Origin of the sequence: Candidatus Uabimicrobium helgolandensis (genome assembly GCF_041508025.1) — a bacterium.
GTDB lineage: Bacteria > Planctomycetota > Uabimicrobiia > Uabimicrobiales > Uabimicrobiaceae > Uabimicrobium > Uabimicrobium helgolandensis.
The window spans coordinates 5,155,624-5,181,158 of the sequence record NZ_CP165719.1; the positions used below are offsets into that span (position 1 = coordinate 5,155,624).

At 33.7% G+C, this 25,535-nt stretch carries 24 protein-coding genes; 14 read left to right on the forward strand and 10 right to left on the reverse strand.

Translation table 11 applies throughout. From position 1 onward, the window contains the following. Window position 1: 1 nt before the first annotated feature. The 5 genes from UABHE_RS18860 (at window position 2) to UABHE_RS18880 (ending at window position 5,913) form a co-directional block, all read left to right on the forward strand. Window positions 2–1,579: a hypothetical protein gene (locus tag UABHE_RS18860; RefSeq protein ID WP_372364805.1), complete on the forward strand. Its 1,578-nt coding sequence runs from the start codon at window positions 2–4 to the stop codon at window positions 1,577–1,579. Next, a complete protein-coding gene (locus UABHE_RS18865) occupies window positions 1,576–2,382 on the forward strand; it encodes a replication-relaxation family protein (protein ID WP_372364806.1) in 807 nt (268 codons plus the stop codon). Before UABHE_RS18860 ends, UABHE_RS18865 begins: the two co-directional genes overlap by 4 nt. Window positions 2,383–2,611: 229 nt before the next feature. Continuing rightward, the gene (locus tag UABHE_RS18870) at window positions 2,612–3,061 is read left to right on the forward strand and encodes a hypothetical protein (protein ID WP_372364807.1); all 450 of its coding nucleotides are present in this window, start codon (window positions 2,612–2,614) and stop codon (window positions 3,059–3,061) included. A 165-nt stretch (window positions 3,062–3,226) separates the two neighbouring features. Next, the gene (locus UABHE_RS18875; protein ID WP_372364808.1) at window positions 3,227–3,526 is read left to right on the forward strand and encodes a helix-turn-helix domain-containing protein; all 300 of its coding nucleotides are present in this window, start codon (window positions 3,227–3,229) and stop codon (window positions 3,524–3,526) included. Window positions 3,527–4,305: 779 nt separating this feature from the next. Continuing rightward, a complete protein-coding gene (locus tag UABHE_RS18880) occupies window positions 4,306–5,913 on the forward strand; it encodes a hypothetical protein (protein WP_372364809.1) in 1,608 nt (535 codons plus the stop codon). A gap of 121 nt (window positions 5,914–6,034) precedes the next feature. On the opposite strand, the gene UABHE_RS18885 is transcribed toward UABHE_RS18880, so the two are convergent. The 6 genes from UABHE_RS18885 to UABHE_RS18910 form a co-directional block, all read right to left on the reverse strand. Continuing rightward, window positions 6,035–6,346, reverse strand: a complete 312-nt coding sequence (locus UABHE_RS18885; protein WP_372364811.1) for a helix-turn-helix domain-containing protein — start codon at window positions 6,344–6,346, stop codon at window positions 6,035–6,037. A gap of 112 nt (window positions 6,347–6,458) precedes the next feature. After that, window positions 6,459–6,908: a hypothetical protein gene (locus UABHE_RS18890; protein WP_372364812.1), complete on the reverse strand. Its 450-nt coding sequence runs from the start codon at window positions 6,906–6,908 to the stop codon at window positions 6,459–6,461. Window positions 6,909–7,136: 228 nt separating this feature from the next. After that, complete coding sequence (locus tag UABHE_RS18895; protein WP_372364813.1) at window positions 7,137–7,943, reverse strand: replication-relaxation family protein; 807 nt, start codon at window positions 7,941–7,943, stop codon at window positions 7,137–7,139. Beyond that, a complete protein-coding gene (locus UABHE_RS18900) occupies window positions 7,940–9,037 on the reverse strand; it encodes a hypothetical protein (RefSeq protein WP_372364814.1) in 1,098 nt (365 codons plus the stop codon). The genes UABHE_RS18895 and UABHE_RS18900 overlap by 4 nt, the downstream gene beginning before the upstream one ends. A 90-nt stretch (window positions 9,038–9,127) precedes the next feature. Beyond that, window positions 9,128–9,517, reverse strand: a complete 390-nt coding sequence (locus tag UABHE_RS18905) for a hypothetical protein (protein WP_372364815.1) — start codon at window positions 9,515–9,517, stop codon at window positions 9,128–9,130. Then, the gene (locus UABHE_RS18910) at window positions 9,514–10,359 is read right to left on the reverse strand and encodes a hypothetical protein (protein WP_372364816.1); all 846 of its coding nucleotides are present in this window, start codon (window positions 10,357–10,359) and stop codon (window positions 9,514–9,516) included. Before UABHE_RS18910 ends, UABHE_RS18905 begins: the two co-directional genes overlap by 4 nt. 266 nt (window positions 10,360–10,625) lie before the next feature. On the opposite strand from UABHE_RS18910, the gene UABHE_RS18915 reads away from it, so the two are divergent. The 8 genes from UABHE_RS18915 to UABHE_RS18950 all read left to right on the forward strand — a co-directional run bounded on the left by UABHE_RS18915 (window position 10,626) and on the right by UABHE_RS18950 (window position 18,624). Further along, entirely contained in the window at window positions 10,626–11,204 is a 579-nt protein-coding gene (locus UABHE_RS18915; RefSeq protein ID WP_372364817.1) for an RNA polymerase sigma factor, read from the forward strand. After that, window positions 11,197–11,784 carry a hypothetical protein gene (locus UABHE_RS18920; protein WP_372364818.1) on the forward strand — a complete coding sequence of 196 codons (588 nt, stop codon included), beginning with the start codon at window positions 11,197–11,199 and terminating at the stop codon, window positions 11,782–11,784. The genes UABHE_RS18915 and UABHE_RS18920 overlap by 8 nt, the downstream gene beginning before the upstream one ends. A gap of 7 nt (window positions 11,785–11,791) precedes the next feature. After that, window positions 11,792–13,372 carry a hypothetical protein gene (locus tag UABHE_RS18925; protein WP_372364819.1) on the forward strand — a complete coding sequence of 527 codons (1,581 nt, stop codon included), beginning with the start codon at window positions 11,792–11,794 and terminating at the stop codon, window positions 13,370–13,372. A 717-nt stretch (window positions 13,373–14,089) separates the two neighbouring features. Continuing rightward, entirely contained in the window at window positions 14,090–14,848 is a 759-nt protein-coding gene (locus tag UABHE_RS18930; protein ID WP_372364820.1) for a formylglycine-generating enzyme family protein, read from the forward strand. Window positions 14,849–14,925: 77 nt separating this feature from the next. Continuing rightward, window positions 14,926–15,048: a hypothetical protein gene (locus UABHE_RS18935; protein WP_372364821.1), complete on the forward strand. Its 123-nt coding sequence runs from the start codon at window positions 14,926–14,928 to the stop codon at window positions 15,046–15,048. 349 nt (window positions 15,049–15,397) lie between these two features. Then, a complete protein-coding gene (locus UABHE_RS18940) occupies window positions 15,398–16,174 on the forward strand; it encodes an ORF6C domain-containing protein (RefSeq protein ID WP_372364822.1) in 777 nt (258 codons plus the stop codon). A 114-nt stretch (window positions 16,175–16,288) separates the two neighbouring features. Then, window positions 16,289–17,212, forward strand: coding sequence for an ATP-grasp domain-containing protein (locus tag UABHE_RS18945; protein WP_372364823.1), 924 nt, complete (start codon window positions 16,289–16,291; stop codon window positions 17,210–17,212). Window positions 17,213–17,424: 212 nt separating this feature from the next. After that, on the forward strand, window positions 17,425–18,624 hold the full coding sequence (locus UABHE_RS18950) for a hypothetical protein (RefSeq protein WP_372364824.1): 1,200 nt from the start codon (window positions 17,425–17,427) through the stop codon (window positions 18,622–18,624). A gap of 209 nt (window positions 18,625–18,833) precedes the next feature. Here UABHE_RS18950 and UABHE_RS18955 read toward each other — a convergent pair whose 3' ends face one another. From UABHE_RS18955 to UABHE_RS18970, 4 genes are all read right to left on the reverse strand, one after another. After that, on the reverse strand, window positions 18,834–19,352 hold the full coding sequence (locus tag UABHE_RS18955) for an STAS domain-containing protein (protein ID WP_372364825.1): 519 nt from the start codon (window positions 19,350–19,352) through the stop codon (window positions 18,834–18,836). A gap of 210 nt (window positions 19,353–19,562) precedes the next feature. Then, window positions 19,563–20,018: an NIF family HAD-type phosphatase gene (locus tag UABHE_RS18960; RefSeq protein WP_372364826.1), complete on the reverse strand. Its 456-nt coding sequence runs from the start codon at window positions 20,016–20,018 to the stop codon at window positions 19,563–19,565. A 120-nt stretch (window positions 20,019–20,138) separates the two neighbouring features. Then, window positions 20,139–21,218 (reverse strand): SEL1-like repeat protein, encoded by a 1,080-nt coding sequence (locus UABHE_RS18965; protein ID WP_372364827.1) that lies wholly within the window; start codon window positions 21,216–21,218, stop codon window positions 20,139–20,141. 307 nt (window positions 21,219–21,525) lie between these two features. After that, the gene (locus UABHE_RS18970) at window positions 21,526–21,984 is read right to left on the reverse strand and encodes a hypothetical protein (RefSeq protein WP_372364828.1); all 459 of its coding nucleotides are present in this window, start codon (window positions 21,982–21,984) and stop codon (window positions 21,526–21,528) included. A gap of 295 nt (window positions 21,985–22,279) precedes the next feature. Here UABHE_RS18970 and UABHE_RS18975 point away from each other — a divergent pair, with 295 nt between their 5' ends. Continuing rightward, window positions 22,280–25,513 (forward strand): hypothetical protein, encoded by a 3,234-nt coding sequence (locus UABHE_RS18975; RefSeq protein ID WP_372364829.1) that lies wholly within the window; start codon window positions 22,280–22,282, stop codon window positions 25,511–25,513. Window positions 25,514–25,535 lie beyond the last annotated feature (22 nt).

Here is a 25,535-nt window from a genome sequence, read left to right on the forward strand (position 1 = left end):
AATGAATGTGAATTATTCTCTATTGTTCTTTTATGGCTGCATCGCAATTACATTTTATGTGATTCATTTGCTATGTAGAAATGATGAAAATCACGATATAAATGCGCCAAAACTTCTTATTCAATATTCAAAGCTAAAAACGGAGTTTATCCGTGTGGGACATTTCATTGGGAGAAACGGTACAAAATATCCTGGAGTTATACCAGCAGAATCTCTTCATACATACGCTTGCGGAGAAACTGGTTCGGGAAAGTCAACATATTTGTGTACAAAAGCTATGGGATATCTTTCTTCAAAAACGCCTAATTCGATTTGTGTGATTGAACCTCATTACAGTCTAAGCCGCGATTTGGCGCTGTTAGCACTATGCGAAGAATATGAAGTCTATCGAATATCTCCGTCGTTAGAGGATGGAATAATAACACCGTTCTCACCACAATTTTTATTCCAAGGACTTGATCGCAATTCACAAACAAGTTTTTTGGTGGATTCATTACAACAACACTTTTCAAGTATTAGTAGCAGTAGTCCTGTAATGCTGTTTACTCTTCGCGCTTGCTTAGAATTGCTTGACGATTTGCCGATGTTTCTTTTGCCAGAAATCTATCGCAATGCAGGTTTTCGTAAAAAACTTTTAAGCGAAGCAAAAAATTTAAGTAAATTCACACGGGATTTCTTTAAAGAATTTGAAAATCTCAGTCGTTCACAACGTGAAGCAAAGTTTTTTCCAGCGATCAATAAAATTGAAAACCTTCACTCTGATTTAGGACTTCTTTATTTATTTGGACAACCATCTCCAGCGCGTTATTCAATAGATATTGAAGAAGTTATCAATACGAAAAAGACATTATTAATTGTTGATTTAAATCGCGCATCAAATCCCTCAAGTGCAGCAATTATTGGCACGCTTGTGATGAATATTATTCGCCAAGTAATATTTCGTCGCAAGATAAAAAAGATGGATTATCCAATGTGCCATTTGTTTGCTGACGAATTCCAAGCATATACAAATCCCAATTTATCTATATTTTTAGCAGAAGCTCGAAAATATAAGATAGCAGTTACTCTTAGTAACCAATTTCCTGGGCAAATCGACAATTTGAGATTACGTGAAGAACTACGCGTTAATACTAATATTAATGTTTCTTTCTCACTACCTGAACACCATGCTAAGTTTTTTGGAAATCAGTTTGGTGAAAACACATCGCAGCGAATTGCAAATCTTCCAAAATACAGAGCGCTTCTTCTTGATAAAAGATACAAAAAGCATCCAGTAATGTTGGAAACCATTCCTACAGATTTACCAGATAAAGATCCATTTTTCTTTGGGACTATACCTGTCAAAGAAGCGAAGGAAAATGTAGAACAATTGATAGATGAAGTAGAAGCTTTACAAGAAAAAGTCCAGGTTAGTGTACAGAAGAAAAAAAATAACAAACCGCGAGAACTCCCTAAAGAAAAACCAGTAACTAAAAAAGTGCAAGAAACAACAGTAGATACTAAAAAAAAGAAGAGTATTCCTGATCGATTTTCAGAGCTTAAACAACACTTAGGTAAACGGAAAGGAAAGAAGAAATGAACCTAGACACGCCATTATCCCATTTTATATTACGAGTACTTGAACAGCCTGCTTTTCAAATAGGTCTCAATACAAATGAAGTTACAGAATTGTTTTGCGCAGACCAAGGTAAAGAATACACAGACAGTTCGTATAAAAGTATTTCACGGCGTTTGGGACAAATGCATAAAGCAAAAGTTCTTCAGCGATTTAAGCCCGAAAATAAATACTGTTATTATCTCAACCAAAAAGCTCTAGCGGCTATTCGGCAGTGGGCGCACAATCACGAACTTAAACCAAGACCAAATGTAATCAATACTATTGTTCATTCGCGCCTTGGCGCATCCTCAATTGCCAAAATCGTTTGTGCAAGTTTAAGGTCAGGGGAGATTGATAGTTATTTTGTTCTTGATGGGTTTGATGTTGAGATTTCTGATAACGAAAAGGAAAAAAAGTGTTTGCGTCCAGATGCTCTTTTGCAAATGAACAAACAAACATTCGCTATCGAAATTGATGCCAATACAGAAAGCAAAACGCAACTCGAAGAAAAGTTAATAAAATATCTGATTTTTTTGAATCGAGAGATCAATCAAGAAATTCGTGTTTTGTTTATCGCAACACATTTTCAACGTACAAAAATGATTTTTTCTATTTTGCGAGAAATTTTTGAAGGATTTTCCGAAAGTTCCGTTGCTCAAATTGCAAATCGTATTTATTTTTCTTATCCTCATTTTTTAGATAATAGTTTTCAAAGCGGTTGGGTAAAAGCCAGTATTGAGCGCGATATAACAACATCGGACTTTATTACAGGGATAATGCAATAAGATTACGCGTTACAACCATGTCTTGTACACAAAGAGCAACAAAAGCGACAACGGAAGTTGTTGTTTTTGTTGTCGATCAGGTTGATGATCGATTCATCAACCTGGGTTTTGTAAGTCTTTATTTTGCAGTTATTTAGTTTTTTGGCTATTACGGGGATTATAGAGAAATTTAATAATATTAAATTTCTCGTATAGATAATTGCCCGTTTTTTTAGAAAGGAATATCTATATGGATTTCATCTTTTCAGCGCGTTGCCCCCAAAAGGAATGTAAGGATGCTGATCAAATCAACTGTTTGGTATGCCCTAATTGTGGTTCTAATAAATTTAAGAAATGTAGAGAAACAAATGTTTTGACATGTAAAAATTGCAAAACGAACCTATCTACTATTCCATGTAATGTGTGTGGAACAAAAGTTAAATCCAAAGAGTACGATACATTATTCACTAGACTGGTAGGACTGTTTTTTTCTCTTCCGGTTCTTATTCTCATTGGCGGTATTATTACCGGAGTTGTAGAAAAAATCATTGAAGGAAAAGCACCATCTTGGGTTGCGGTTTTCGTTGGCATATTCTTCTGTATTGTTCTTCCATGTTTTTTGACATACTTCGTATTTCAAGACTATTTACAGCATCGAAAAGCAATTGCTATTTGGAAAAATGAAGATAGCGATTTTTAAAGTTAAATTTCGCTACCTTGGCAATTTCAGAAACATAAATCAGCCTGTTCCAGCAGGCTGGTTGTTATCAGTATCTATAGCACAATATTTCTCCATACAAACATCAAAAATGTGTAATATCCTGAAGATTGTACTTACCATTAAACTAGAAACTGAGAGGCTTAAATGCATGAAGAACAAGAAAAATTAAATGTACAACAAGTTTTAGAAGAACTGAAACGAAGCACCAACGAAATTCAGAAATCAAATCTACTTCTGCAAAAAATTTGTGATTCGTTTCGCCAGCAACTAAACGAACAACACAAAGAATTTCTATCAACAAAAGAAGCAGGAGAGATGATTTCAAAGACTAAATATACAATTTTGCGTTGGATCAAAGCAGGACAAATAGACGCTGTATGTATAAATCGCCGATACTTTATTAACCGATCTTCATTGTCACGATTTATACAACACTCAAAGTAATATTTACATGTTTATTATGGAAGGAGTGCCTATAGGAAATAAGCCATATTTAATATATAGAATCTGCTATTAAAGTAAGAGAAAAAAACGACCAATTTTCAGTCTCTTATTTGTTTTTTAGGGAGAACTACATCAACCAAATATAGTTCTCCCGTTTATCCCCCAAGGCACTTTGAAATCTATTATCGCAAGTCCATATACAACTAGGCAAGATAATTAGTAAATAGGGGTAAGAATGGGGGTAATATTTGCTAACAAAATGTAGTCATTTGTGTTATAATGTTATCATTAAAGAGTAAATCATAAGTACGAAACGCTTATGAATTGGTCTCTAGCTGTTGTTTTACGGGAATGGTGGGGTTTTCGACAGGCTGGCTTTAGGATCTAGTGCCTTCGGGCGTGCGGGTTCAACTCCCGCCTTTCGCACCAAACCAAACAAAAAAATTTTACAACCCAGTAAAATTAAACAAATCGCAGCAAAGCCAAATGCTGCGGTTTGAAAAAAACAACAAAATTTCTTCCCAAAAAACCATACCTTCAAAAATTAACTAATAACCATCATGTGTAATAATAACTCATCATAAACCAATATTCTATCCCCAATATCCCCAATTTTGAAGTAAATTATAAAACGTATAGTTTACACATTAAAAAATATTATTCTAATATTTAGATAAATTACTTTCTTTAAAAATCAAATTATAAACGTTAATTATAACTTCATCAAATGGCATTACGTTTTTTGCTATTAGTTATTAGCTTAAAATAAGGATTCGCAAATGAAAATAAATGAATATCTAATTAGTTTTCTAGAAAAAGAAGATCGTAAAGTTATGATTCTTAAAGGTCCTTGGGGAATAGGAAAAACATACGAGTGGCAAAATTTTATATCTAAAAACAAGGACAAACTTAAACAAAAAAGTTATTCATATGTATCGCTTTTCGGTGTTAATTCAATCGATAAACTTAATAAATTGATATTATCTGGATCTGAGATACTCAACGAAGATAATGTAAGAGGCTTTTTTTCTAAAATGTTAAAATTACCGATTACAGAACTTATAACCAAACATTCTGCTTTAGAAGATATTGCTGGTGTAGTTGAAGGAATGCTATTAAAAAATTACTTAATTTGTTTTGACGATATAGAAAGACGATCTAAAAGTTTTCAACTTGCGGACTTCTTAGGGTATGTATCTGTATTGGTAGAACAAAAAGATTGTAAAGTTGTAATTATTCTGAATGAAGAAGAACTAGAAGATAAAGATTTTGAAAAGTACAGAGAAAAAATAGTAGATATGGAAATCAAGTATATTCCGACTATAGGAGATAATTATAGGAAAATATTTGGCAGTGAAAGTATGTATTTAGATATCTTTCAACAATTAAATGTTAACAACATAAGGGTTATGAAAAAAGCAAATTTAGCGATTAATGATTTTGCTCAAGAAATGTCTACACTTGATAGTCAAATAATTTCAAAATTTAACAAGCAATTAGTATATTATACATCCTTTTATTACGATACATCGAACCCAGTTAAAAAGATAGAAAAAGTACATGATTACAACCCTCTTGTTCACTCAAAAGACAAAGAATTAGAATTCCAAAATATGTTTTTAAGGAATACGCATTTTTGGCCTAGCGACTATGATAGCATTATTGTATTTTTTTTAAAAAATGGCTTTTATAATGCAGATGAGCTCCGTGAAAAAAAACAACTTTGGTGTAAAGATTTAGAAAAAATCGAAATAGATGAGAAGTTACAAAATCTCTGGGGAAAATATAACGCTAGTTTTTGTTCTCAAGATGAATTTATTGCTAAAGCTAAGCAGTTTTTAAAAGAGTACAGCCAGAAAATAGGTTTTCAACAATTAGAAACATTGGTAGATTTTATAAAAAAGTTTGATAAAACGTTTGATGCTTATGCATATAAAGAAAAATATATTGCAGAAAAAATCGAAAATTCTTCAATAGAGAAACTCTCATCTTTCAAAGAAAAACTTAGCAAAGGTGACGTTTTGAACACTTTAGTAGAAGAAATAAATAAAAAGCAAAATAAGTATACTCTATGTGAATTGGTTAATAAGATAATAGACCATAAAGGTTTTAGTACAAAGCACTTTTTGATAATGAATAACTTTACAGAAAAAGACATTATGGCTTGGATAAAAAGCAATGATAAAAATCTTTTTGGTAAAATATCTTTTTTATTAAAATACTCTGTTATGGAAATAAATTCGAACAAAGAATATCCGAATGGATCGGCAGGCAAAGAGGTTTACGACAAAATCAAAGCGTGTTTAGATAAGATAGAAAAAATTGACGAATTTAATAAACGTAGGATACAAAGATGTATTTATCAAAACAAATATGGAGAAGTATAAACATATTAATTACATAAAATGGGCAGCAATATGCTGCCCATAGAAAAGATAACAAATTTTATTATTTATTTATGATAAAAGCTTTCCGATAAGCGTTCCTCCTTTTAAAAATACTAAACTCCTAGCCAAAATTTTTGCGCAAAAATTTATCAATTGATTCTCGTGTAATTAAGTAATGCGACTGTTTAGATTCATCTGACTTCACAGCTAAAATTTGCTGTGACTTGACCAATCGCATTACTGTTGATCTTGATTTTTTTAAAAATTCACAAGCTTCTTTTACTGTCAGGTAGTGTTCTTTTCTTTTACTTTGTGATAGCTCATCATGTATTTTTTCGAGTAAATATGTATGTACTTCTAACATACTGCTGATTTTCTCAAGTAGACGTACCTGCATTTCAAAATTGTGAACCCTTGGTGGCAAAGTTTTCATAAATAATTCCTGTTTGCAGTATCATTGTTGATTTGCTAAATTAGGTAAAAATGAGCCTGTTCCAGCAGGCTCATTTATGTTTATAAAATTGCGAAGGTAGCGAAATTTAACTTTAAAAATCGCTACCTTCATTTTTCCAAATAGCAATTGCTTTTCGATGCTGTAAATAGTCTTGAAATACGAAGTATGTCAAAAAACATGGAAGAACAATACAGAAGAATATGCCAACGAGAACCACAACCCAAGATAGTGCTTTTCCTTCAATGATTTTTTCTACAATTCCAGTAATAATACCGCCAATAAGAATAAGAACCGGAAGAGAAAAAAACAGTCCTACCAGTCTACTGAATAAGGTATCGTACTCTTTCGATTTAACTTTTGTTCCACACACATTACACGGAATAGTAGATAGGTTTGTTTTGCAATTTTTACATGTCAAAACATTTGTTTCTCTACATTTCTTAAATTTATTAGAATCACAATTAGGGCATACTAAACAGTTGATTTGATCAGCATCCTTACATTCCTTTTGGGGGCAACGCGCCGAAAAGATGAAATCCATATCGATATTCCTTTCTAAAAAACGGGCAATTACCTATACGAGAAATTTAATATTATTAAATTTCTCTATAATCCCCGTAATAGCCAAAAAACTAAATGACTGCAAAATAAAGACTTACAAAACCCAGGTTGATGAATCGATCATCAACCTGATCGACAACAAAAACAACAACTTCCGTTGTCGCTTTTGTTGCTATTTGCGTACAAGACATAGTTGTAACGCGTAATCTTATTGCATTATCCCTGTAATAAAGTCCGATGTTGTTATATCGCGCTCAATACTGGCTTTTACCCAACCGCTTTGAAAACTATTATCTAAAAAATGGGGATAAGAAAAATAAATACGATTTGCAATTTGAGCAACGGAACTTTCGGAAAATCCTTCAAAAATTTCTCGCAAAATAGAAAAAATCATTTTTGTACGTTGAAAATGTGTTGCGATAAACAAAACACGAATTTCTTGATTGATCTCTCGATTCAAAAAAATCAGATATTTTATTAACTTTTCTTCGAGTTGTGTTTTGCTTTCTGTATTGGCATCAATTTCGATAGCGAATGTTTGTTTGTTCATTTGCAAAAGAGCATCTGGACGCAAACACTTTTTTTCCTTTTCGTTATCAGAAATCTCAACATCAAACCCATCAAGAACAAAATAACTATCAATCTCCCCTGACCTTAAACTTGCACAAACGATTTTGGCAATTGAGGATGCGCCAAGGCGCGAATGAACAATAGTATTGATTACATTTGGTCTTGGTTTAAGCTCGTGATTGTGCGCCCACTGCCGAATAGCCGCTAGAGCTTTTTGGTTGAGATAATAACAGTATTTATTTTCGGGCTTAAATCGCTGAAGAACTTTTGCTTTGTACATTTGTCCCAAACGCCGTGAAATACTTTTGTACGAACTGTCTGTGTATTCTTTACCTTGGTCTGCGCAAAACAATTCTGTAACTTCATTCGTATTGAGACCTATTTGAAAAGCAGGCTGTTCAAGCACTTGTAATATAAAATGGGATAATGGCGTGTCTAGGTTCATTTCTTCTTTCCTTTCCGTTTACTTAAGTGTTGTTTAAGCTCTAAAAATCGATCAGGAATACTCTTCTTTTTTTTAGTATCTACTGTTGTTTCTTGCACTTTTTTAGTTACTGGTTTTTCTTTAGGGAGTTCTCGCGGTTTGTTATTTTTTTTCTTCTGTACACTAACCTGGACTTTTTCTTGTAAAGCTTCTACTTCATCTATCAATTGTTCTACATTTTCCTTCGCTTCTTTGACAGGTATAGTCCCAAAGAAAAATGGATCTTTATCTGGTAAATCTGTAGGAATGGTTTCCAATATTACTGGATGCTTTTTGTATCTTTTATCAAGAAGAAGCGCTCTGTATTTCGGAAGGTTTGCAATTCGTTGCGATGTTTTTTCGCCAAACTGATTTCCAAAAAACTTAGCATGGTGTTCAGGTAGTGAGAAAGAAACATTAATATTAGTATTAACGCGTAGTTCTTCACGTAATCTCAAATTGTCGATTTGCCCAGGAAATTGGTTACTAAGAGTAACTGCTATCTTATATTTTCGAGCTTCTGCTAAAAATATAGATAAATTGGGATTTGTATATGCTTGAAATTCGTCAGCAAACAAATGGCACATTGGATAATCCATCTTTTTTATCTTGCGACGAAAGATTACTTGGCGAATAATATTCATCACAAGCGTGCCAATAATTGCAGCACTTGAGGGATTTGATGCGCGATTTAAATCAACAATTAATAATGTCTTTTTCGTATTGATAACTTCTTCGATATCTATTGAATAACGCGCTGGAGATGGTTGTCCAAATAAATAAAGAAGTCCTAAATCAGAGTGAAGGTTTTCAATTTTATTGATCGCTGGAAAAAACTTTGCTTCACGTTGTGAACGACTGAGATTTTCAAATTCTTTAAAGAAATCCCGTGTGAATTTACTTAAATTTTTTGCTTCGCTTAAAAGTTTTTTACGAAAACCTGCATTGCGATAGATTTCTGGTAAAAGAAACATCGGCAAATCGTCAAGCAATTCTAAGCAAGCGCGAAGAGTAAACAGCATTACAGGACTACTGCTACTAATACTTGAAAAGTGTTGTTGTAGCGAATCTACCAAAAAACTTGTTTGTGAATTGCGATCAAGTCCTTGGAATAAAAATTGTGGTGAGAACGGTGTTATTATTCCATCCTCTAACGACGGAGATATTCAATAGACTTCATATTCTTCGCATAGTGCTAACAGCGCCAAATCGCGGCTTAGACTGTAATGAGGTTCAATCACGCAAATCGAATTAGGAGTTTTTGAAAAAAGATATCCCATAGCTTTTGTACACAAATACGTTGACTTACCACTCCCCGTTTCTCCGCAAGCGTATGTATGAAGAGATTCTGCGGGAATAACTCCTGGATATTTTGTACCATTTCTCCCAATGAAATGTCCCACACGGATAAACTCCGTTTTTAGCTTTGAATATTGAATAAGAAGTTTTGGCGCATTTATATCGTGATTTTCATCATTTCTACATAGCAAATGAATCACATAAAATGTAATTGCAATGCAGCCATAAAAGAACAATAAAGAATAATTTATGTTCACTTTAGAACTCCCTCCCAATCTAATTGTTTAAATTCATCAAGCGTTAGAACTTTGCAAAAATTGAGATTTGAAGGAATGTATTTCTTGTTGCCTGAATCAACGATGATAAGGCACTGCATGGCGTTGAGAGAACACGAAAACAACGCATCAAACTTTCCTTTGTCTTGAGGGGATAAACGAAACTCTTTAAATTTATATATTCTTTGCGATGTTTTGCGAAAATAAGATCTCGCTAACGATGGAAAATGAAATGGATTGCTAAAGAAATGAACAATGTACAAAACCGCTTTATCGCCATTTCCACAAACGAAAATACCATCTACTTGTTCTTGTTCACTACCAATCTGAATATCAGTAGTGTTCACTTGTTGCCGATAGTGGAAAGAGCAAAATCCACCGAGGTAAAAGTTATGGTTATTTTGAAGAAAATAATACTCAATTTCAGCCATCTTTGAGCCGATATCATATGCGCAGGCAAATTCTTTTATATCGTATGTCTTCGGTACGCCAAATTGTTTCTCTACAGTAGAAATCCCCTTGTTTGTGTAAAAAATTTTTCCACCTACGTGAACCAAGTATTCATCTTTAGATAATTTATTTAAATCGCGGCGCATAGTGCTGGCATTAACACTGTGCTTCAGATTGATAAAGCCCAACATTATTTTTTCGCTTACAAATGGATGAACAAAAAGCGTAAGCAATATATCTAACTGCCGACTATTAAGAGCATCTTTCTCCTTTTTATTTGATTTTTTTACTCTTTTTTTAGAAATCTTTGCCGGAATTTCTTTTTGTGGAGTATCTATTGATGGAGTCGTTTTTTGTTTTCCTGATTTAAACATGGAAACTCCTTCCGTTTTCATCTTTGGTAAAGTTTTGTAAAAAAAATTAGCATTCAATTACGCATTCAATAGCGATTACTAAATTCTTTGCCTCTACTAAAGAAGAGTTGCGAAAAGGTGTTTTACGCGGAGAGTAAATTTGATTTCAACAGAAAAATATCCTTAAGTATCTGCTATATATAATCTTAAAAAACTAAAAAAAATATATTTTTTTGAGAAAATAATTATCCAAACTAAGCAAATATCCAAAAATAGAAACCAAAGCCATGAATGAAGAGTCATTTACTCATTTTTTAAATAGCTACTATGAACGAACTGTGAGAATACTTGCCAGTAAGCTTGGTGATATTGCAAGCGCAGAAGATAAAGCCCAAGAAATATTTACTAACATTTACAATAATTCTCCCCAGAACCCTAAAGCTTATTTATGGACTTGTATTCGAAACGCGCGCAATAAAAATCGCGAAATTCTCATTGGAAATGCAGACCTTGATTTTCGTGAGCGTGTTGAAAAAGAATTGTCAGTAGATTTTCAAGAATATTGGGATAAAATAAAAAAGATGGAGTTTTTGGGAAGTGAGACTTGTGAGTTAACAATATTTTTTTGTTATATAGATGAAAATTCAAAAAAAAGCGAAGTCGCTAAACAATTTAATTTAGATCCGAAAACGTTGAGTTCAAGAATTGCAGAGATAAAGAAACGTATTGCAATTGCAATTTACTTATTACAGGGCGAATCTCTCCAAGAAATATTTGATTACCGAAAAATCAATCTCCCTCAACAAAAAATTACCGAAATATATCACCAGATCAAACAATGGCTAAGGGAAAACAAGAATGAGTGATGAAATAAAAAAAATACTAGGTAAGAAAAAACATTCATTAAAAGATGTTCATGATTTAGAAAAACGGCTGAATGATGATAGCGCTTTCCTTCTTGATTGTTCTGATGAAGTATTTGATTCACTAGTACCAAAAATTTCTGAAAGTAAATTGCAAGAATCAAAAAATCAGTTCTTAGAAAAATTGTCGAATAACAATACCTCAGATAAATTTCAGAGTCCCATTCTAGAAATAATAAATTCTATAGGAAAAACAGTATTCTCATCTTCTATTCCAAAATTTGGTTATGCTGGTGTGAGTAAGGATGAACTAAGAGATTTAGCAATTCCACAAGGAATACTTGCAGAAGAAAATTCACTTTTTACTATTCGAGTAAACCGTGAAAATGATCAATATCTAGATATATCCTTGAAAAATTTAGATTACGCTATTTATTTATCCTTACAAGTAAAAGTTTTTTTTGAGGACGGAGATTCTATTAGTCTAACAAGTAAAAACAAAAGAAACATTTCAAGGCCGTGGAGAATCGACAAAAAACCTGTAAATAAAGTGGAAATACACTACCAAGATCAAAACTATTAGGATAACGATGAATATTACAATTGCTTTTCCTGTTGATGAAAATATCGATTCCTATATCGTAAAAATCAATTACATAAAAGGTAACGGCAAAGATACAGCATTCTGCCTTGGCGAAAACAATAAAAGCTATGCCTCAGATTTGCCCAAGAACTCAGGAGCATACAAATTATGGCAACGCATTCCCGAACAATACAAAGATAGATACAGCTTTCAATTTGATCCTGTAAGAAGTGGAAAATCTCTCAATGCCGATATAACCCTTGATGAAGCTCCACTCCGCCCAGAAGATATCAGTGACTTTGTTACATGGCGCGGAACATCGGACTCTCTTGCCTGGGCAATGGCAATAGCAGCAGCCTTTTCGTCTTACAAAAAACAAGAGACAAATCCACTGCTCATCGCTTTTTCCGCAGATATAGATTTCGAACCACAAAATCTCGAACTATTCTATCCGATAATAAAACCACTTTGTCAAGACGGCTCCATAAAAGCCATTGATTCCCTTCAAAGAAAATGGCAAGCAACTCGTGATAACAACGGTAAAGTACTCGTACTTCACGAAAAAGATGCGATATTGCTTAAGAAGAGTCTAAACGATAAAGAGATCCGGTTTGTACAGCTCGAAAAAAATACATTCAAACAAATAGAACAACAAAACGTACCGCATATCGTTTCCTGTAAGCCTAGTGATATAAAAGTGTTGTGCGAATCATTGAACATAACAAAAGGTTTCTTTGTCGAACAAGAAAAATTAATTATTACTAAAAAGCGTTTCAAAAAATTACATTACACTCGCTTAGCTTTTCTTACATTGCTATATACCGCTGTTATTTGTTTCCTAATGTTTGTGATTTTACCTTTATTTGAAACACTACCAGAACTACCCAAGAAAACCGAAAAACAACGATTTTTCTTATTTGAGATTACGAAGATCTCTAATTACAGAGATGAGTTATGGAGAGAAGAATTCAAAAGAGATGCACAAATTATAAATGAATTTTTAGAAAACGATGATCTAGGTAAAGCACAAGAAATTGCGCGAAATTTGGTGAGATACAAAGAGCTTGATTTCAATAAAAAGGTTTCGCCCTTCCCTACACCAGGTATTTCATTGAAGATTCCCAAACTAGAGCCGAGGCTAATTCAAATTTTATTGGGAAACGAATCAAACAATGGCTGGGCATTCATGAAATATTGCCAAAGTGGACAAAGCCCTATTCCCATAATCTTTCGCGAACGCAAGACCGCCTCCAAAGATGTGCCGTTGCCAAGCGAATTACAAACAGAACTCGATACTCTCGATGCTTTGGCCAGAGGTAATGTTGTTGGCAATACCAAGGAGGATTATCGATTTTATTTTCTTATTGTTATTACCAAGACAATTGAAGGATGTAGTGTCAAGGTGCGATTTTTTAAGTCGTTGGAAGAGATATCCGAACATACAAATACTGAAGATGCGAAAGATGAGATCTTTGTGCCAAAAATGATCGAGAATCTCGAATTTGATATTCACACTAACTGCATCAAGTTTCGTAAGATCAAGCAGTGGAGAACGTCAAGTAAATCTCAAAGTGCGAAATTGAAGTAGTAATAGAATTAAATATGTATTTTTACAAAAAATTCTCTAGAACTAATGGCAAAGATTTGTAAAAACTATCGTGCTAAAATTATAAAGTTTGATGGGTACTACAATACCTAGATAACAAAGTTTTACGTTTACTTTCTTTTATCATTCTTCAAACGGATAAAATATTGATAGCTTTGATTCGATATTCCAAATATCACTGCAATTATTTTAAGGTAAAATAAGAATGATTCGCCTATTCCTGTATGCTCATCTTTTTTTATGTTCTGTGAATTGTTTGAATATATTCTATAGTATATTTGGTAATCAAGATATTATCCATACAGTTTTGCGGTTAACATTTTTACACTGTAGGAACATAATCTATTTTTTAAACGATATATCTTTTTTATTCCCTGTTGCTCTTTTATCAATATACATTACCAAGAGTTGCAGTATAAAAAAGGCCTACTTTTGGCCTATATTAATTTGTGATATAGCAATACTGTACCTTCAAATGTTAGCCTATGACAAAATGTTTGTATAATTATAACTCAATATTTCTTAATAGTTTCAGGCTCAGCAAACAAAAGGTGTTTATAGAAAAAAATTGGTTTACTAAAGCTCAAATGAGAGTAAAAAGCGTATTGCTTTTAACGGTTTTTACTCTCAATACTTACGCTGTTAATGAACTATATTCCCATTTACCAATATTTATGAAAATAACGGAGAGATAGGCATATGTTCTGGAAGAAAAAAATAAGAACATTAACCTTTGAAGGGTTTGAATATTTACGAAAAGAAGAATATTCTTGTGGTGGCCAAACGCATGTGGTTGACGAATATTGTCATATTAAAACAGGGTTAGAATTTGTATTGATTCCTGCTGGTTCTTTTACAATGGGAAATGATAGAGGATTTCATGATGAAAAACCAGCACATGAAGTTACTCTGGATTCCTTTCTAATGGCAAAAACACAAGTAACTCAAAAAGTGTGGAAAAAATTTATGCCAAATAACCCATCCAATTTTGAAGGCTCCGATCTCCCAGTTGAATATGTTTCTTGGTATGATGCTCAAGAATTTACGCAAAAAGTAGGACTGGAGTTGCCAATAGAAGCACAATGGGAATACAGTTGTCGTGCAGGTACAGTAACAAAGTACTATTGGGGAGATAACGGTGATATTGCTGACAAATTCGCATGGCATGAACATAATAGTAGTGATGAGACACATCCGGTAGGTCAGAAAAAGCCCAATGCGTTTGGCCTTCATGACGTTATAGGAAATGTTTGGGAGTGGTGTAGAGATTGGTACGGTCAATATAATAGTAATTTGCAGTTCAGCAGTACGACAAAAGTTCTCAGAGGTTGTAGTTTTAATGAGAATCTAACTTTTCTTCATTCAGCTCTTAATTCTGCGCAACGCTACTTTGACAGCCCAGATTTTAAAAGTAATCTAAACGGTTTGCGCGTTTCTAAATCATTTTCAACCCGCTAAAGAAATTTTCCTAAAATAATTAAAGCAAAAATTCAAATCAATTATTGGGAAACGAATCAAACAATGGCTGGGCATTCATGAAATATTGCCAAAGTGGACAAAGTCCTATTCCCATAATTTTTCGCGAACGCAAAACCGCCTCCAAAGATGTGCCGTTGCCAAGTGAATTACAAACAAAACTCGATGCTTTGGCAAGATAGTGTTGTTGGCAATACCAAGAAGGATTATCGATTTTTTTTCTTATTGTTATTTTATTACTAAGACAATTGAAGATGTAGTGTTAAGGGGCGATTTTTAAAGTCGCTGGAAAAGATATCCGAACATACAAATACTGAAGATGCGAAAGATGAGATTTTTGTACTAAAATCATCGAGGATCTAGAGTTTGATATTTATACCAACTGTATTAAGTTTCGCAAGCTCAAACAATGGAGAACGTCGAATAAAATGAAAGACGTGAAATTGAAGTAAGCCAGATGTATAATAATAAATATGGATTTGTAAAACATTGCAATCAATGACAATTAAGCATATTAGCCATAAGGTATACATGATGAACGAAATTGTTTTGGCAGAAAGTCAGAGTTTACGTTGTAGTTTGTGCACCGATAACAATACTTCTATACTAGACAACGTTGGCACATTAGTAACACTCAATGGCACAGATTTTGTAACAACTGTAAATGTAGCCAAGTTTTATCAGGTTCCGAAAAATACGATTGAATACACTGTGAAAAGGCACTATGAAGAGTTTGTATCTGATGGATATAAGGTATTCAAGAAAAAAGACTTGCAAAACTGGCACAATGCCAGTTTAAAAATTCCCAACCGTGGATTAGCTCTTTTTACAAAACGAGCTGTGTTGCGTTGTGGATGTATTCTCCGCGATAGCATCGTTGCAAAAAATGTTAGAACGTATTTACTAAATGTCCATGATTCGACAATGCAATCAAACGTTCTATCGCAAATAGCGCAACAACTCAATGACAACGCTTTGTGTCTCGCGAAACATACTCAAGAGCTTGTTGATCATTCGCGATTTGTTGTTGCAATTGTTACCGAAGTCAACAAGAATCAACAAGAAATACGTTTTCTTCATGATCAAGTAAAAACAAATTACAACGAAATTCAAAATCTAAAAAAATGTTTGGCACCAGCAGAATGTATAACAACTAACCAGATTGAAATTCTCAAAGCCGAAGTAAAGAAAAAAGGTCACCCCAATCGAATCTGGAAAAGATTAAACAAACACCTTGGTGTTTCTAGTTATAAAAACATCTCCAGAAGTCAATTTAACAAGGCTTTACGGTGGGTGAAATCGTTTTGAAAAGAAAATTTCCAAAATCAAATATTGCTACCTCCAAGGTTACAACACTTTTTTTGTATGGACAAAAATATAGAGAAAATAACGTAAAATGAAAAACGCAAAGAAAAAGAGGAAATGAATTTAGGAATTGTATACCTATTACCTGATTGGCAATACCTTGAGTATGTATTTTCATGCTCAAAGCTACATAAAGATCCTGAAAATTATGAACTTCGTATCGCAAATATGATGCGTACGGAAATCGAAATATGTAAAAAAAATGCTGTTGATGTTTACTATCTTTTAAACGGAAATACTCCACAACAATTTTTCATCGATCAAAACGGGCAGTGTCATGACTATGAATATCAGCTCTTTGATCAAAAGCATAATACGATTATGTCTTTGAATAAGAATCTGTTACTACGAAGTTCTTGTGCCGAAATAGAAAAACCTCTTTCATATTTACAATCATTAGGAAGCTTCAATATTCTTACTTGGAAAGATGAGTGTATTGTTGCAGACTGGCACAAGCATGTATCTCTAGAGTTTACAAAAAGAAATATACTAGAAATTGCAAAGGTAAAATTGAATACCGCGCTTTTGAAAAGTTTCTCGGCAAGAAACCGAGTTTTTATAAAATCAAAAACAAAAAATTTTGGTATTGTTACAGATACAAACATTTCACATTTTGATGTTGCCAATTCCCTCGCTGCGCTTCCGGATGACGAAATTCTTGTTATATCAGAACCTTTGGATCTTTGTTGTGATGAACATGGACCAATAGAATATCGCATATGGGTTTCGAAGTACCAAGCAACGAGCATTTCACGTTATATCGATGAGGCAACCCACTATCAAATTCCTAAAGAAATAAACAAGTTTGCCGAAAGATTTATTAAGGAGTACAAAGATGTGTTTCCAGCGCACTATATTTTGGATGTAGGAGTTAATTATAATATGGAGTTTTCTGTAATTGAGCTAAACGGGATGATCGCTAGCGGGCGCTACTATCGCAATGATTTTGATGTTTTTTTGAAAGTTCTTAGGTATAAGTAAGGTGTTTTTTCTTATTTTAAGTGAGGACATTCATATCAGAGTCAGTTTAAAATTAGTGCAGATCGATATGTTTGACGCTCATTTGTGTAACTATATTCTTTACGGTGTTAATGTCATTATTTGGTACCGCATGTAATAAGTTTTGTTGTGCCATTAGAATCAGCGTAAAAGGTGATAGATGGTAATATCCATATCTTAGAGGAAGAATAATTATGAAAAACTTAATGTTAATTTTAGCTATAATGTCAATTGGCTTTAGTGAAAACATCTATTACTTACCTGAAGATACTTTTTTTGTTGCTACAACAACAAGGAAGAGATTATCAAGTCAATGCGACTCTATAGATCAAATTACTCTTAGATATGATCGCCATTACTTCGATTCTGGAGATAGCTGGTGTGGAAGTATTGGCAATACAAAAATACTATATTACTCAACTAAAAATATGAGAAATTTTCTAGATGAAATCTCTCAGAAATACGATAGTGACGAAAATTTGTATATGTTCTTTTATGATCCGAGTTTTAATATCAAAAAGCACACTTTTGCCAAAAACTATAACCCTAATAATCTTTTTCAAATGAGAAGATATCATTCAAACACTTTAAAACATGACAAGCAGCTTTTACAAAAGGGTAAGTACGACTCGCAAACAGCAGAAAAGATAAAGGAGATGTTAGCTAAATCAGAAAAAAGGTTTCCTCTACCTGATGAAGCACCTCGACCACTAAAAACAGAAAAAATGACAGATGATATGCTAAAAGAACAAGTAGAAAAATCTCTAAGCTTACTAGAAGAAAAAGATTGGCTTGTTGAGGAAGGTTGGGCTGGTGAAGAGGTACGTCGTTTAAGTAAAGAGGAGATGATAGAACAACTAGAATACCGTATACTTAATCAAAGAATTATTGAATTACGCGAAAATTCACCTCATAACATATGGGTCATTTCACATAAGGATTTTACAGACTATAAAGAAGGCAAAGCCACTGTTTTTCATAAATGGGATGGCGAAGAACTTGAAGAAGTTGGTCAGCAACAACCCAAGCCTAGCCTCAATGTCGAACTAGAAAGTACCAAAGACATTATCGAAGGGGAAAAGTTTTCTCTAAATATTTATATCAAGAATAACTCTTATGTTCACATCAAAAAAGTAAAAGTTACCTACAAAATACCTAGTCAATTTAGGTTTGTTCAATCTCTGGATGCTAGAAAAGCAAGATATGTACCTTCAACAAAAGGATCTGGTTTTATACATTGGGAAGTAGAGTGCAACCGTCAAGGTGGTCCGATAATGAAAATAGAACTTTATTGCAAAACAGCGAAATCGAAAATCGAAAATAAATTCAGGCTGCGCTATATGGGAATTCAAAAAATTTGCCAGCAGGAGCTTCGGTTAGTAACGAATAAATAAGGATTGTTAAACGTTTTGCCAAGATCATGCTACTCTTTATAGACTCATCTAGTTCAATAATAGATTTTTACGAACACTAATTTATATAATACAGCGGTCTCCTCATCCACCCTGGGTTAATGGATCGAATATAGCCTGTGGGTAAAGATTCCTCCATAAGAGCGATTAACTGTTAACCAATAAGCTATCTAACATTTAAGAAAAGATCTCTAGGAGGAACTAGCTATAGCATAGAGAATAAACAATAGAAACATTGTCACTACAACAACTATGCCTACAATATTCTCTTTTTTTCTTTGTTGCTCCCAAAGTTTTCGATGCTTATCAAGTAAAGCTAAATCGATTTTCTTAATCTTTTTAGACTCGAGAAACTCTCCATCGCGTAAAAAAGCGGACAAAGCATCCTCTTTATCTTTATAACATTTAAACAATTGCGTAAGACCAAGCATCTCTAACAAATCAAAGTATCTTTCGGAAAATCCCACAAATTTTATTTTTATCCCATCATCAATTAATTTTATCAAAAACCCTAACCTGGTACTGTCAATATACGCAACCTTAGAAAAATCTAATAAAAAAAACATCATACCTTCATTTATCATCTCGGCCATTCTGCGGTATAAAGTATAATCGTTACTAGAATCAACTCCACCAAGTATTTCGATAATGCAAACTGAGTAACCATTTGACAACTGATATTTACTACAATCTAGCAAAATTCTCTTCATTTAGCCCTCCACAACACAGCCACGCAACTTCTGTTAGACAAGAAACTTCATTAGATTAAAGCCTCAGAATTATAGCAGAAACACAACATGTCACACCTGTATCAAGTGCTAGCTTCTCGTGGTTTATTTGCACATCTGTTACAGCAAGAGATATAATATTTTACGTAGCTCCCAAACTTCATCTAACTCTCATTGAACAGTAATCTATTTTTAATGAAGTTGTGAATTAATTTTCTCGTTACACGCTAAACTATCTTTGATTATATCTATCCACAATAATGGTTTTCTTTGGTCTTCCAATGATCCATAGGCCGGAACAATAATATAATTGGATTCCAGCCCATACTGAGTTGCAATTTCTCGGTGATAATCGCTATCATCTACTAAAAAATCAGCTCTTATTTTGCGAATATCTTTCCATTTTTCAGATATTTCGTCCCATGAGTATGTTTCTTCAAAATATTTTGCCATACCATACGCAAGTACTTTATCAAGGTAGACACGGTTGCTTACCGTCCACAAAATAAGCTCATAACAATTACTTAATTGGTCTAAAAGTGTAAAAATGTCGCGCCTAGTATTAAATCCAACTACTTTTTGAGAATCAACGATGGCTGTTCCCAATGTTTCGTCGAGATCAAAAGCAAGTCTTTTTCTTTTTTCCACAGAGGTTCTCCTATATAATTCTCTTATCAACCTTCGTCTTCTCAACAAATTGTTAGACAACGCTAAGAGTCGCTAACTTTATAGTTTTGATTTCAATATTCGTTGATTTTTCGGTACTAATTATTGATTGCCAAGACGATCTACCGCCATATCTTTTTTAAACCAATAATCGGATTTTTTGTAGTTTTTATCAACGCCTAGCCCCTCTTGATACATAAAACCCACAATATAATAGGCTCTGTGGTAACCTTCTTTTGCTGCTTTGTGATAATATTTAAAAGCTTTTATATAGTCTTTCTCTACATGTTGACCGTTGTAATACATATCTCCAAGTTTTTTTGCATAATAATTGTTATTCTGTGCTGCTTTATCAAGCCAAAAAAGAGCTTGTTGATCATTTTTCTTTATGCCGTATTTTCCTTCGCTGTAGATATTAGATAACTTCGACATACTATAATCATTGCCCAAATTAGCAGCTTTTTTTAACCAATACAACCCCTTGAGATCATCTTTTTTTACTCCACGACCTTCAAAGTAAAGATCAGATAATCGCCACATGCCGGCGGTATTTCCTAACTCAGAGGCCTTAAGCCACCACTTGAAGATTTCTTTTGAATTCTGTTCTATTTTATGACGATGTCTTCTTAAGCTAAGTTTTATATAGTAGTGAATCCCCATGTTTACCATTGCATTTGTATCACCGAGATGCACTGCTTGAGATGTCCACTCTAAAGACTTATTATGGTTTTTTGTTACTCCATGCCCATTAAAATACATCCTCGAAATCTGATTCATCGCCCTAGTATCTTGAGCATTAGCAGCTTTTTTATACCAATAGAAAGCTTTTTTGTAATTGCGCTTCCCTTCTAAACCATAGTGATAGTAAAAGCCTATTGCATAAAACGAAAAACCATCGTTGTTATTTTTAAGATTTTCCAAACATTCTTTTGGTATTATTTTTTGTTTATGATTCTGGTACCCGTAGCTTGCAATTATTTTTTGCATTAGATATCGATCATCTTTCACTAAAGTGTATGCCTTAGTCACCAACCGTAAAGATCTGCTCATAATCTGTTTATTGTAGCAATCTAAACTCATTTGAAAAAACTTTTCAGCATCATCTGAGTTTTGAACTTTTTCTTGGCTACATATAAAATGTATTAACATGCACAACAGCACTATTTTAAATATTTGTTGCATCTGTTGCTACCACCCTTCATTACTCACCAGAGTTAAATCAACAATTAAACCTGTAAGAGAATAGAGTTGCATAATCTCTTTTGTGAACAAAACAACATATGAACATTTTTTTTAACACAACAAAACTTTCTTTATGTTATGCGCAAGATATAAAAGAAATGAAAAAATGCTGCCATGAAGTCAATAGTTGAATATTTCTCGATCTTGGATAATAAGTAGTTGTACTATGACAATAAAATTTGGTCATGCCGGATTAATTTATGATACAGTATAAAGTTTGTAATCAATTAACAAAAATTAGAGTAAATTATTTTTGAAGTTTTTTATTGTTTCGTCTTCTTTTGAATCTACGGTAATTATTGGCTCTATTAACAAGACTTAACATAAATGAAGGAGTTTCCCAATAGTACTTCAAAGTCTCAATGGGAGCTTCGCGTAAAAGCTTGATATCTTCGTCATGTAAAGCTAAAAAAGAAACACAGCGTCGAATAAATTTTTTATCCTTTTTGTTAAGCTCACTATATTCCCAAAATACCTCACCGTATTTTTTTTGTTGAGATTGTGAAATAGAAGGTATGATGACAGAGAAAATCAATGGGATACACAAGGGAAAAAGAGGTAGACACAAGATTAAGAATAGTTTAGGAAAAACTTTCCAGCTAATTACCATTGCAACACTATAGACTAAAATCAGAATAGTGATACAAAATCCTTGTTTTTTATTTTCTAGAAAAGTTTCGTAGCAACAAAACAAAAAATAATCCACTATTACTCCGATCTTCGAACTTACAATTTTATCCACTTTTGCAGAATTTTATTTCGATAAACAAATTGATGTCTAAATATATTGAATGTCTCTTTGTTGAAATTGTACTTGATAAAACATCTGAATCAAATACATTCAGAATATAATATTCGCCTAACTAATTTACCTAGACAAAAACTCATCTGCCAAGAACACAGTATATCTAAAATATGACCAGTTCAGTAAGCCTATAGTTGATAAAGAAGTCTCATCAATATACAAATAAAACATGTAAATAAATCAAAAAGGAGAAAGTATGCGCTGGTGCTTAGTTGTTGCCTTGCTTATAGTTGCTATTCCATCCCAGGAAAGCACAGATCAGTTGTTGTTGGAACTTTCACAACACATTGCTCCGCCTCCTGATTGGCGCACGATTGAAATGGATTATCCTCCTAAGAATGAACATAAAATGTTGATAGAGAAATGTCTGTATCAAAAAAATCTCGATGTAGCAACACTGGACTTGTTGTTTGAAGCGTTACAACAATTTCCAGAGGATTTACATTTGTTTCTCAATCGTTTTCCAAATACTCCAAAAGTTCATAAAACAGTGAAGCAGATCATCGACTCGCAGAAACGCAGTAATCGTTCGCATAAAAAAATTCATAAATGGTTAATGTACAATAGTAAATACTACAGAAAAGAGCTAATTACTAAATGTCGTGCAGCAAAAGATGATGATGGTTGGATTACTGGGAAAGATGATTTATGGGCTTTGGCTCGATTGGACTGGGAGACAGCGTTATCGATTTTACAACAGCACATTACAGGAAAATCTGTACGTTTATCTACTTTGGCAATGAGTATTATGTATTTTCATGCGATTGAAGTAAAGGATCTTGTTGAGGTACGTAAATTACGCGAAGAATTTAAATCTATAGTTCTCGATCTTAACAAACCAGGATTGGCGAGGAACATTGCATTTCGCGCTCTTATACAAAGTAAGTGGCCAGGGAAAAAAAAGTGGATTATATCTATACTTCCTAGCAAAGCTATGTTGAATTCTAGAGATGGTTATGTTGCTCTTTCTTACCTCGATAGATTGATACACAAAGAACCGCAAACATGGATTCCTAAAGTGGGAGAGCTCATAGGCCATAAAGATTCTTCGATTCGCAGTAATGCGATCAATAATCTTGCTTCTTATCTTCAATATAGTGTTGAAGATAAAATTGCGTGTCGCCAAGCTATTCTCTATTTACTTCCATGGTTTTCAAATCCTCAATGGGCGGAGCAGGAGTCTACATCTGCTCGGTTAGGAGTAATACGAAAACTCGAAGAAGTATATTTGCCAGAAGCAATACCTGGTATTATTGCGATTTTGCAAAAAGAAAAAGGTTATAGTCTAGCTGCCGCTGCGGATGCTGTGGTTGCTCATCAATATAAAGAAGCCATTTCTGTATTGCAACAAGCGGCAAAGCGCGAAGTAAATGATTCTGTTGTAAAGGCACTTATTGGTTGCAAAGCAATTACTACAGGGGAAATAATTGCTGCTATTGAAGCATATGCTGAATTTAAATCTAAAGGCGGTGTGATTCGCGATCCTCTTTTTAGCAATAAAAAAACAGAAATTTCTACACAAGTGCAGATGGGAAAAATATTAGTTTATCGCAATCTCATCCCCGAAAATTCACTTACTGAATTAATGAATCGTTATAAAGAGATGACAAAGCAAAAACCTGAAGTGGCAAAAATGCTTTTACAGATTTTGGATAGAACGAAACACTCCATTGTAAATATAGTTAAAGTTCGCGATTTTATTGAAAACATTTCACAGCAAAAATGGGATGTAGATTTGATTGTGAGTAGTCTGAAATATCGTGAGAGTATGCAAAAATACGCAGGTGACGACTTGCTATCGTTATACTCTGTCAAAGGCTTTACCAAAGGTCTTGTGGCTATATTACTCGGTGATGAACAACGTAAAAAACAAGTGCTTATGTCCGATGATCTTATTGCGCAAAAAGCCCTATTGGCATGTGCGCGGCTTATTCGCGAAAATTTACCACTCGAAAACGTGGCACAGTTTATAACAAAACCGTCGCCACATAAACAACTTATACATATTGCCAAACTCTATCTAGAGAGTAACGACAGCCACTATGCACGACAAATTTTAATGGAGAACTCGGAACCCAAGATCTGGGGATTACGCCATGCTCATGATCCTGGACATTCTAGTTATAGATCTCTCAACGCTTGGGAAGAAAAATTACTGACGGATGTAAAAAAACAAGATGGTCTTGAAATATATGCTCTTTTAAGTGCCGGATATTTTGGAAGTAATGGACAACGTATTATTCGTGTTGTCAATAACAAAGCCACACTATATCACCGTTATAGCAACCTTGCTCGCTATAGCTATCGCAGTGTTTCGAATGATGAATTGCAAAAAATAAAAACATTTATTGCTAAATATGACATACACAATTTACCGCCATATAATCCCACAATTATGGATGGAATTCAGTACGAGTATGTTTATATTGGAAGAAAAGGTGGCCGTAGAATTTTTATGAACAATCCGCATTCACGCAATATCTACGGTGCTCTTTCGCAAAAATTTATTCAGTTAACGAAAGATAAGCCGATGACAGTTTGCTATCCGGTTATCGATCGTACTCCAGGAGCAAAGTTACTTTTACACAACGAAAATATTTGGGCAGTGTGCCAAGAAAATGGTCAGCTCAAACTTTTTATGGGCAATGATGAATCGCCGCGGTGGCATATTTTTGAAAAGGACAAAATTGGTAAACAAGTTGCTCGTCCACAATATTGTCCATTTCCACAAAAAAAAGATAAAATGCGTGAAAAATTTTATAGTACGGATTACAAAAATAGACCAAGTTGGCAAGTTAAAGTTGGTGATTATGAAGTAGTTATTGGTTGGTGGAAAAAAGGAAAGAATGGAGTATGGTTATACAAAAAAGGTGTAGAACCCAAATTCATTATTGCAGGACACTACTCTGATCCTGTTGTTACTCCCAATGGCAAATGGCTCATCGTTCGTAAAGACGATAAGTCACAGCAAGAACCCAACGACATAATACTCATTAATTTAGAAAATAATAAATCGCAAACTGTTTTTTTCCCCAATGAAGCAAGAGCATACCCTATTATGTATATTGCTGCACACAACAAAATTTTAGTTTCTCATGGGAATGAATACTATCTCGTAAATCCCGCAACAGGCTCATCAAGTTTAGTTTCTGGTGATTTTTCTCCATGGAATGAATTAACATCAAGGTGGAATAGGCGTACAATGCGCCCTTTCCAAAAAACAAAAAATCCTGATGAAGTTTGGGTGGCAATCGTCAAGCAGGACGAAACTAAAATTATGCGTTATAACACCAGAACTTTTGAATTAACACCTCAGATTTCCTTTACAGGAATTCAATTTTATACCATGAATACATGGGTTGATGAGCAACACGGTTTTATTTATGTCGTTTATAATAGAGATTTATTACGTTTTCCTTTAAGGAAGTAAGTTAAATAAATTGCAGACTCGG

Excerpts from the sequence above, each read along its gene's own strand:
- UABHE_RS18860 (WP_372364805.1), top strand. The coding sequence starts at position 2 with ATGAATGTGAATTATTCTCTATTGTTCTTTTATGGCTGCATCGCAATT.
- UABHE_RS18865 (WP_372364806.1), top strand. The coding sequence starts at position 1,576 with ATGAACCTAGACACGCCATTATCCCATTTTATATTACGAGTACTTGAA.
- UABHE_RS18870 (WP_372364807.1), top strand. The coding sequence starts at position 2,612 with ATGGATTTCATCTTTTCAGCGCGTTGCCCCCAAAAGGAATGTAAGGAT.
- UABHE_RS18875 (WP_372364808.1), top strand. The coding sequence starts at position 3,227 with ATGCATGAAGAACAAGAAAAATTAAATGTACAACAAGTTTTAGAAGAA.
- UABHE_RS18880 (WP_372364809.1), top strand. The coding sequence starts at position 4,306 with ATGAAAATAAATGAATATCTAATTAGTTTTCTAGAAAAAGAAGATCGT.
- UABHE_RS18885 (WP_372364811.1), bottom strand. The coding sequence starts at position 6,346 with ATGAAAACTTTGCCACCAAGGGTTCACAATTTTGAAATGCAGGTACGT.
- UABHE_RS18890 (WP_372364812.1), bottom strand. The coding sequence starts at position 6,908 with ATGGATTTCATCTTTTCGGCGCGTTGCCCCCAAAAGGAATGTAAGGAT.
- UABHE_RS18895 (WP_372364813.1), bottom strand. The coding sequence starts at position 7,943 with ATGAACCTAGACACGCCATTATCCCATTTTATATTACAAGTGCTTGAA.
- UABHE_RS18910 (WP_372364816.1), bottom strand. The coding sequence starts at position 10,359 with ATGTTTAAATCAGGAAAACAAAAAACGACTCCATCAATAGATACTCCA.
- UABHE_RS18915 (WP_372364817.1), top strand. The coding sequence starts at position 10,626 with ATGAATGAAGAGTCATTTACTCATTTTTTAAATAGCTACTATGAACGA.
- UABHE_RS18920 (WP_372364818.1), top strand. The coding sequence starts at position 11,197 with ATGAGTGATGAAATAAAAAAAATACTAGGTAAGAAAAAACATTCATTA.
- UABHE_RS18925 (WP_372364819.1), top strand. The coding sequence starts at position 11,792 with ATGAATATTACAATTGCTTTTCCTGTTGATGAAAATATCGATTCCTAT.
- UABHE_RS18930 (WP_372364820.1), top strand. The coding sequence starts at position 14,090 with ATGTTCTGGAAGAAAAAAATAAGAACATTAACCTTTGAAGGGTTTGAA.
- UABHE_RS18935 (WP_372364821.1), top strand. The coding sequence starts at position 14,926 with ATGAAATATTGCCAAAGTGGACAAAGTCCTATTCCCATAATTTTTCGC.
- UABHE_RS18940 (WP_372364822.1), top strand. The coding sequence starts at position 15,398 with ATGATGAACGAAATTGTTTTGGCAGAAAGTCAGAGTTTACGTTGTAGT.
- UABHE_RS18945 (WP_372364823.1), top strand. The coding sequence starts at position 16,289 with ATGAATTTAGGAATTGTATACCTATTACCTGATTGGCAATACCTTGAG.
- UABHE_RS18950 (WP_372364824.1), top strand. The coding sequence starts at position 17,425 with ATGAAAAACTTAATGTTAATTTTAGCTATAATGTCAATTGGCTTTAGT.
- UABHE_RS18955 (WP_372364825.1), bottom strand. The coding sequence starts at position 19,352 with ATGAAGAGAATTTTGCTAGATTGTAGTAAATATCAGTTGTCAAATGGT.
- UABHE_RS18965 (WP_372364827.1), bottom strand. The coding sequence starts at position 21,218 with ATGCAACAAATATTTAAAATAGTGCTGTTGTGCATGTTAATACATTTT.
- UABHE_RS18975 (WP_372364829.1), top strand. The coding sequence starts at position 22,280 with ATGCGCTGGTGCTTAGTTGTTGCCTTGCTTATAGTTGCTATTCCATCC.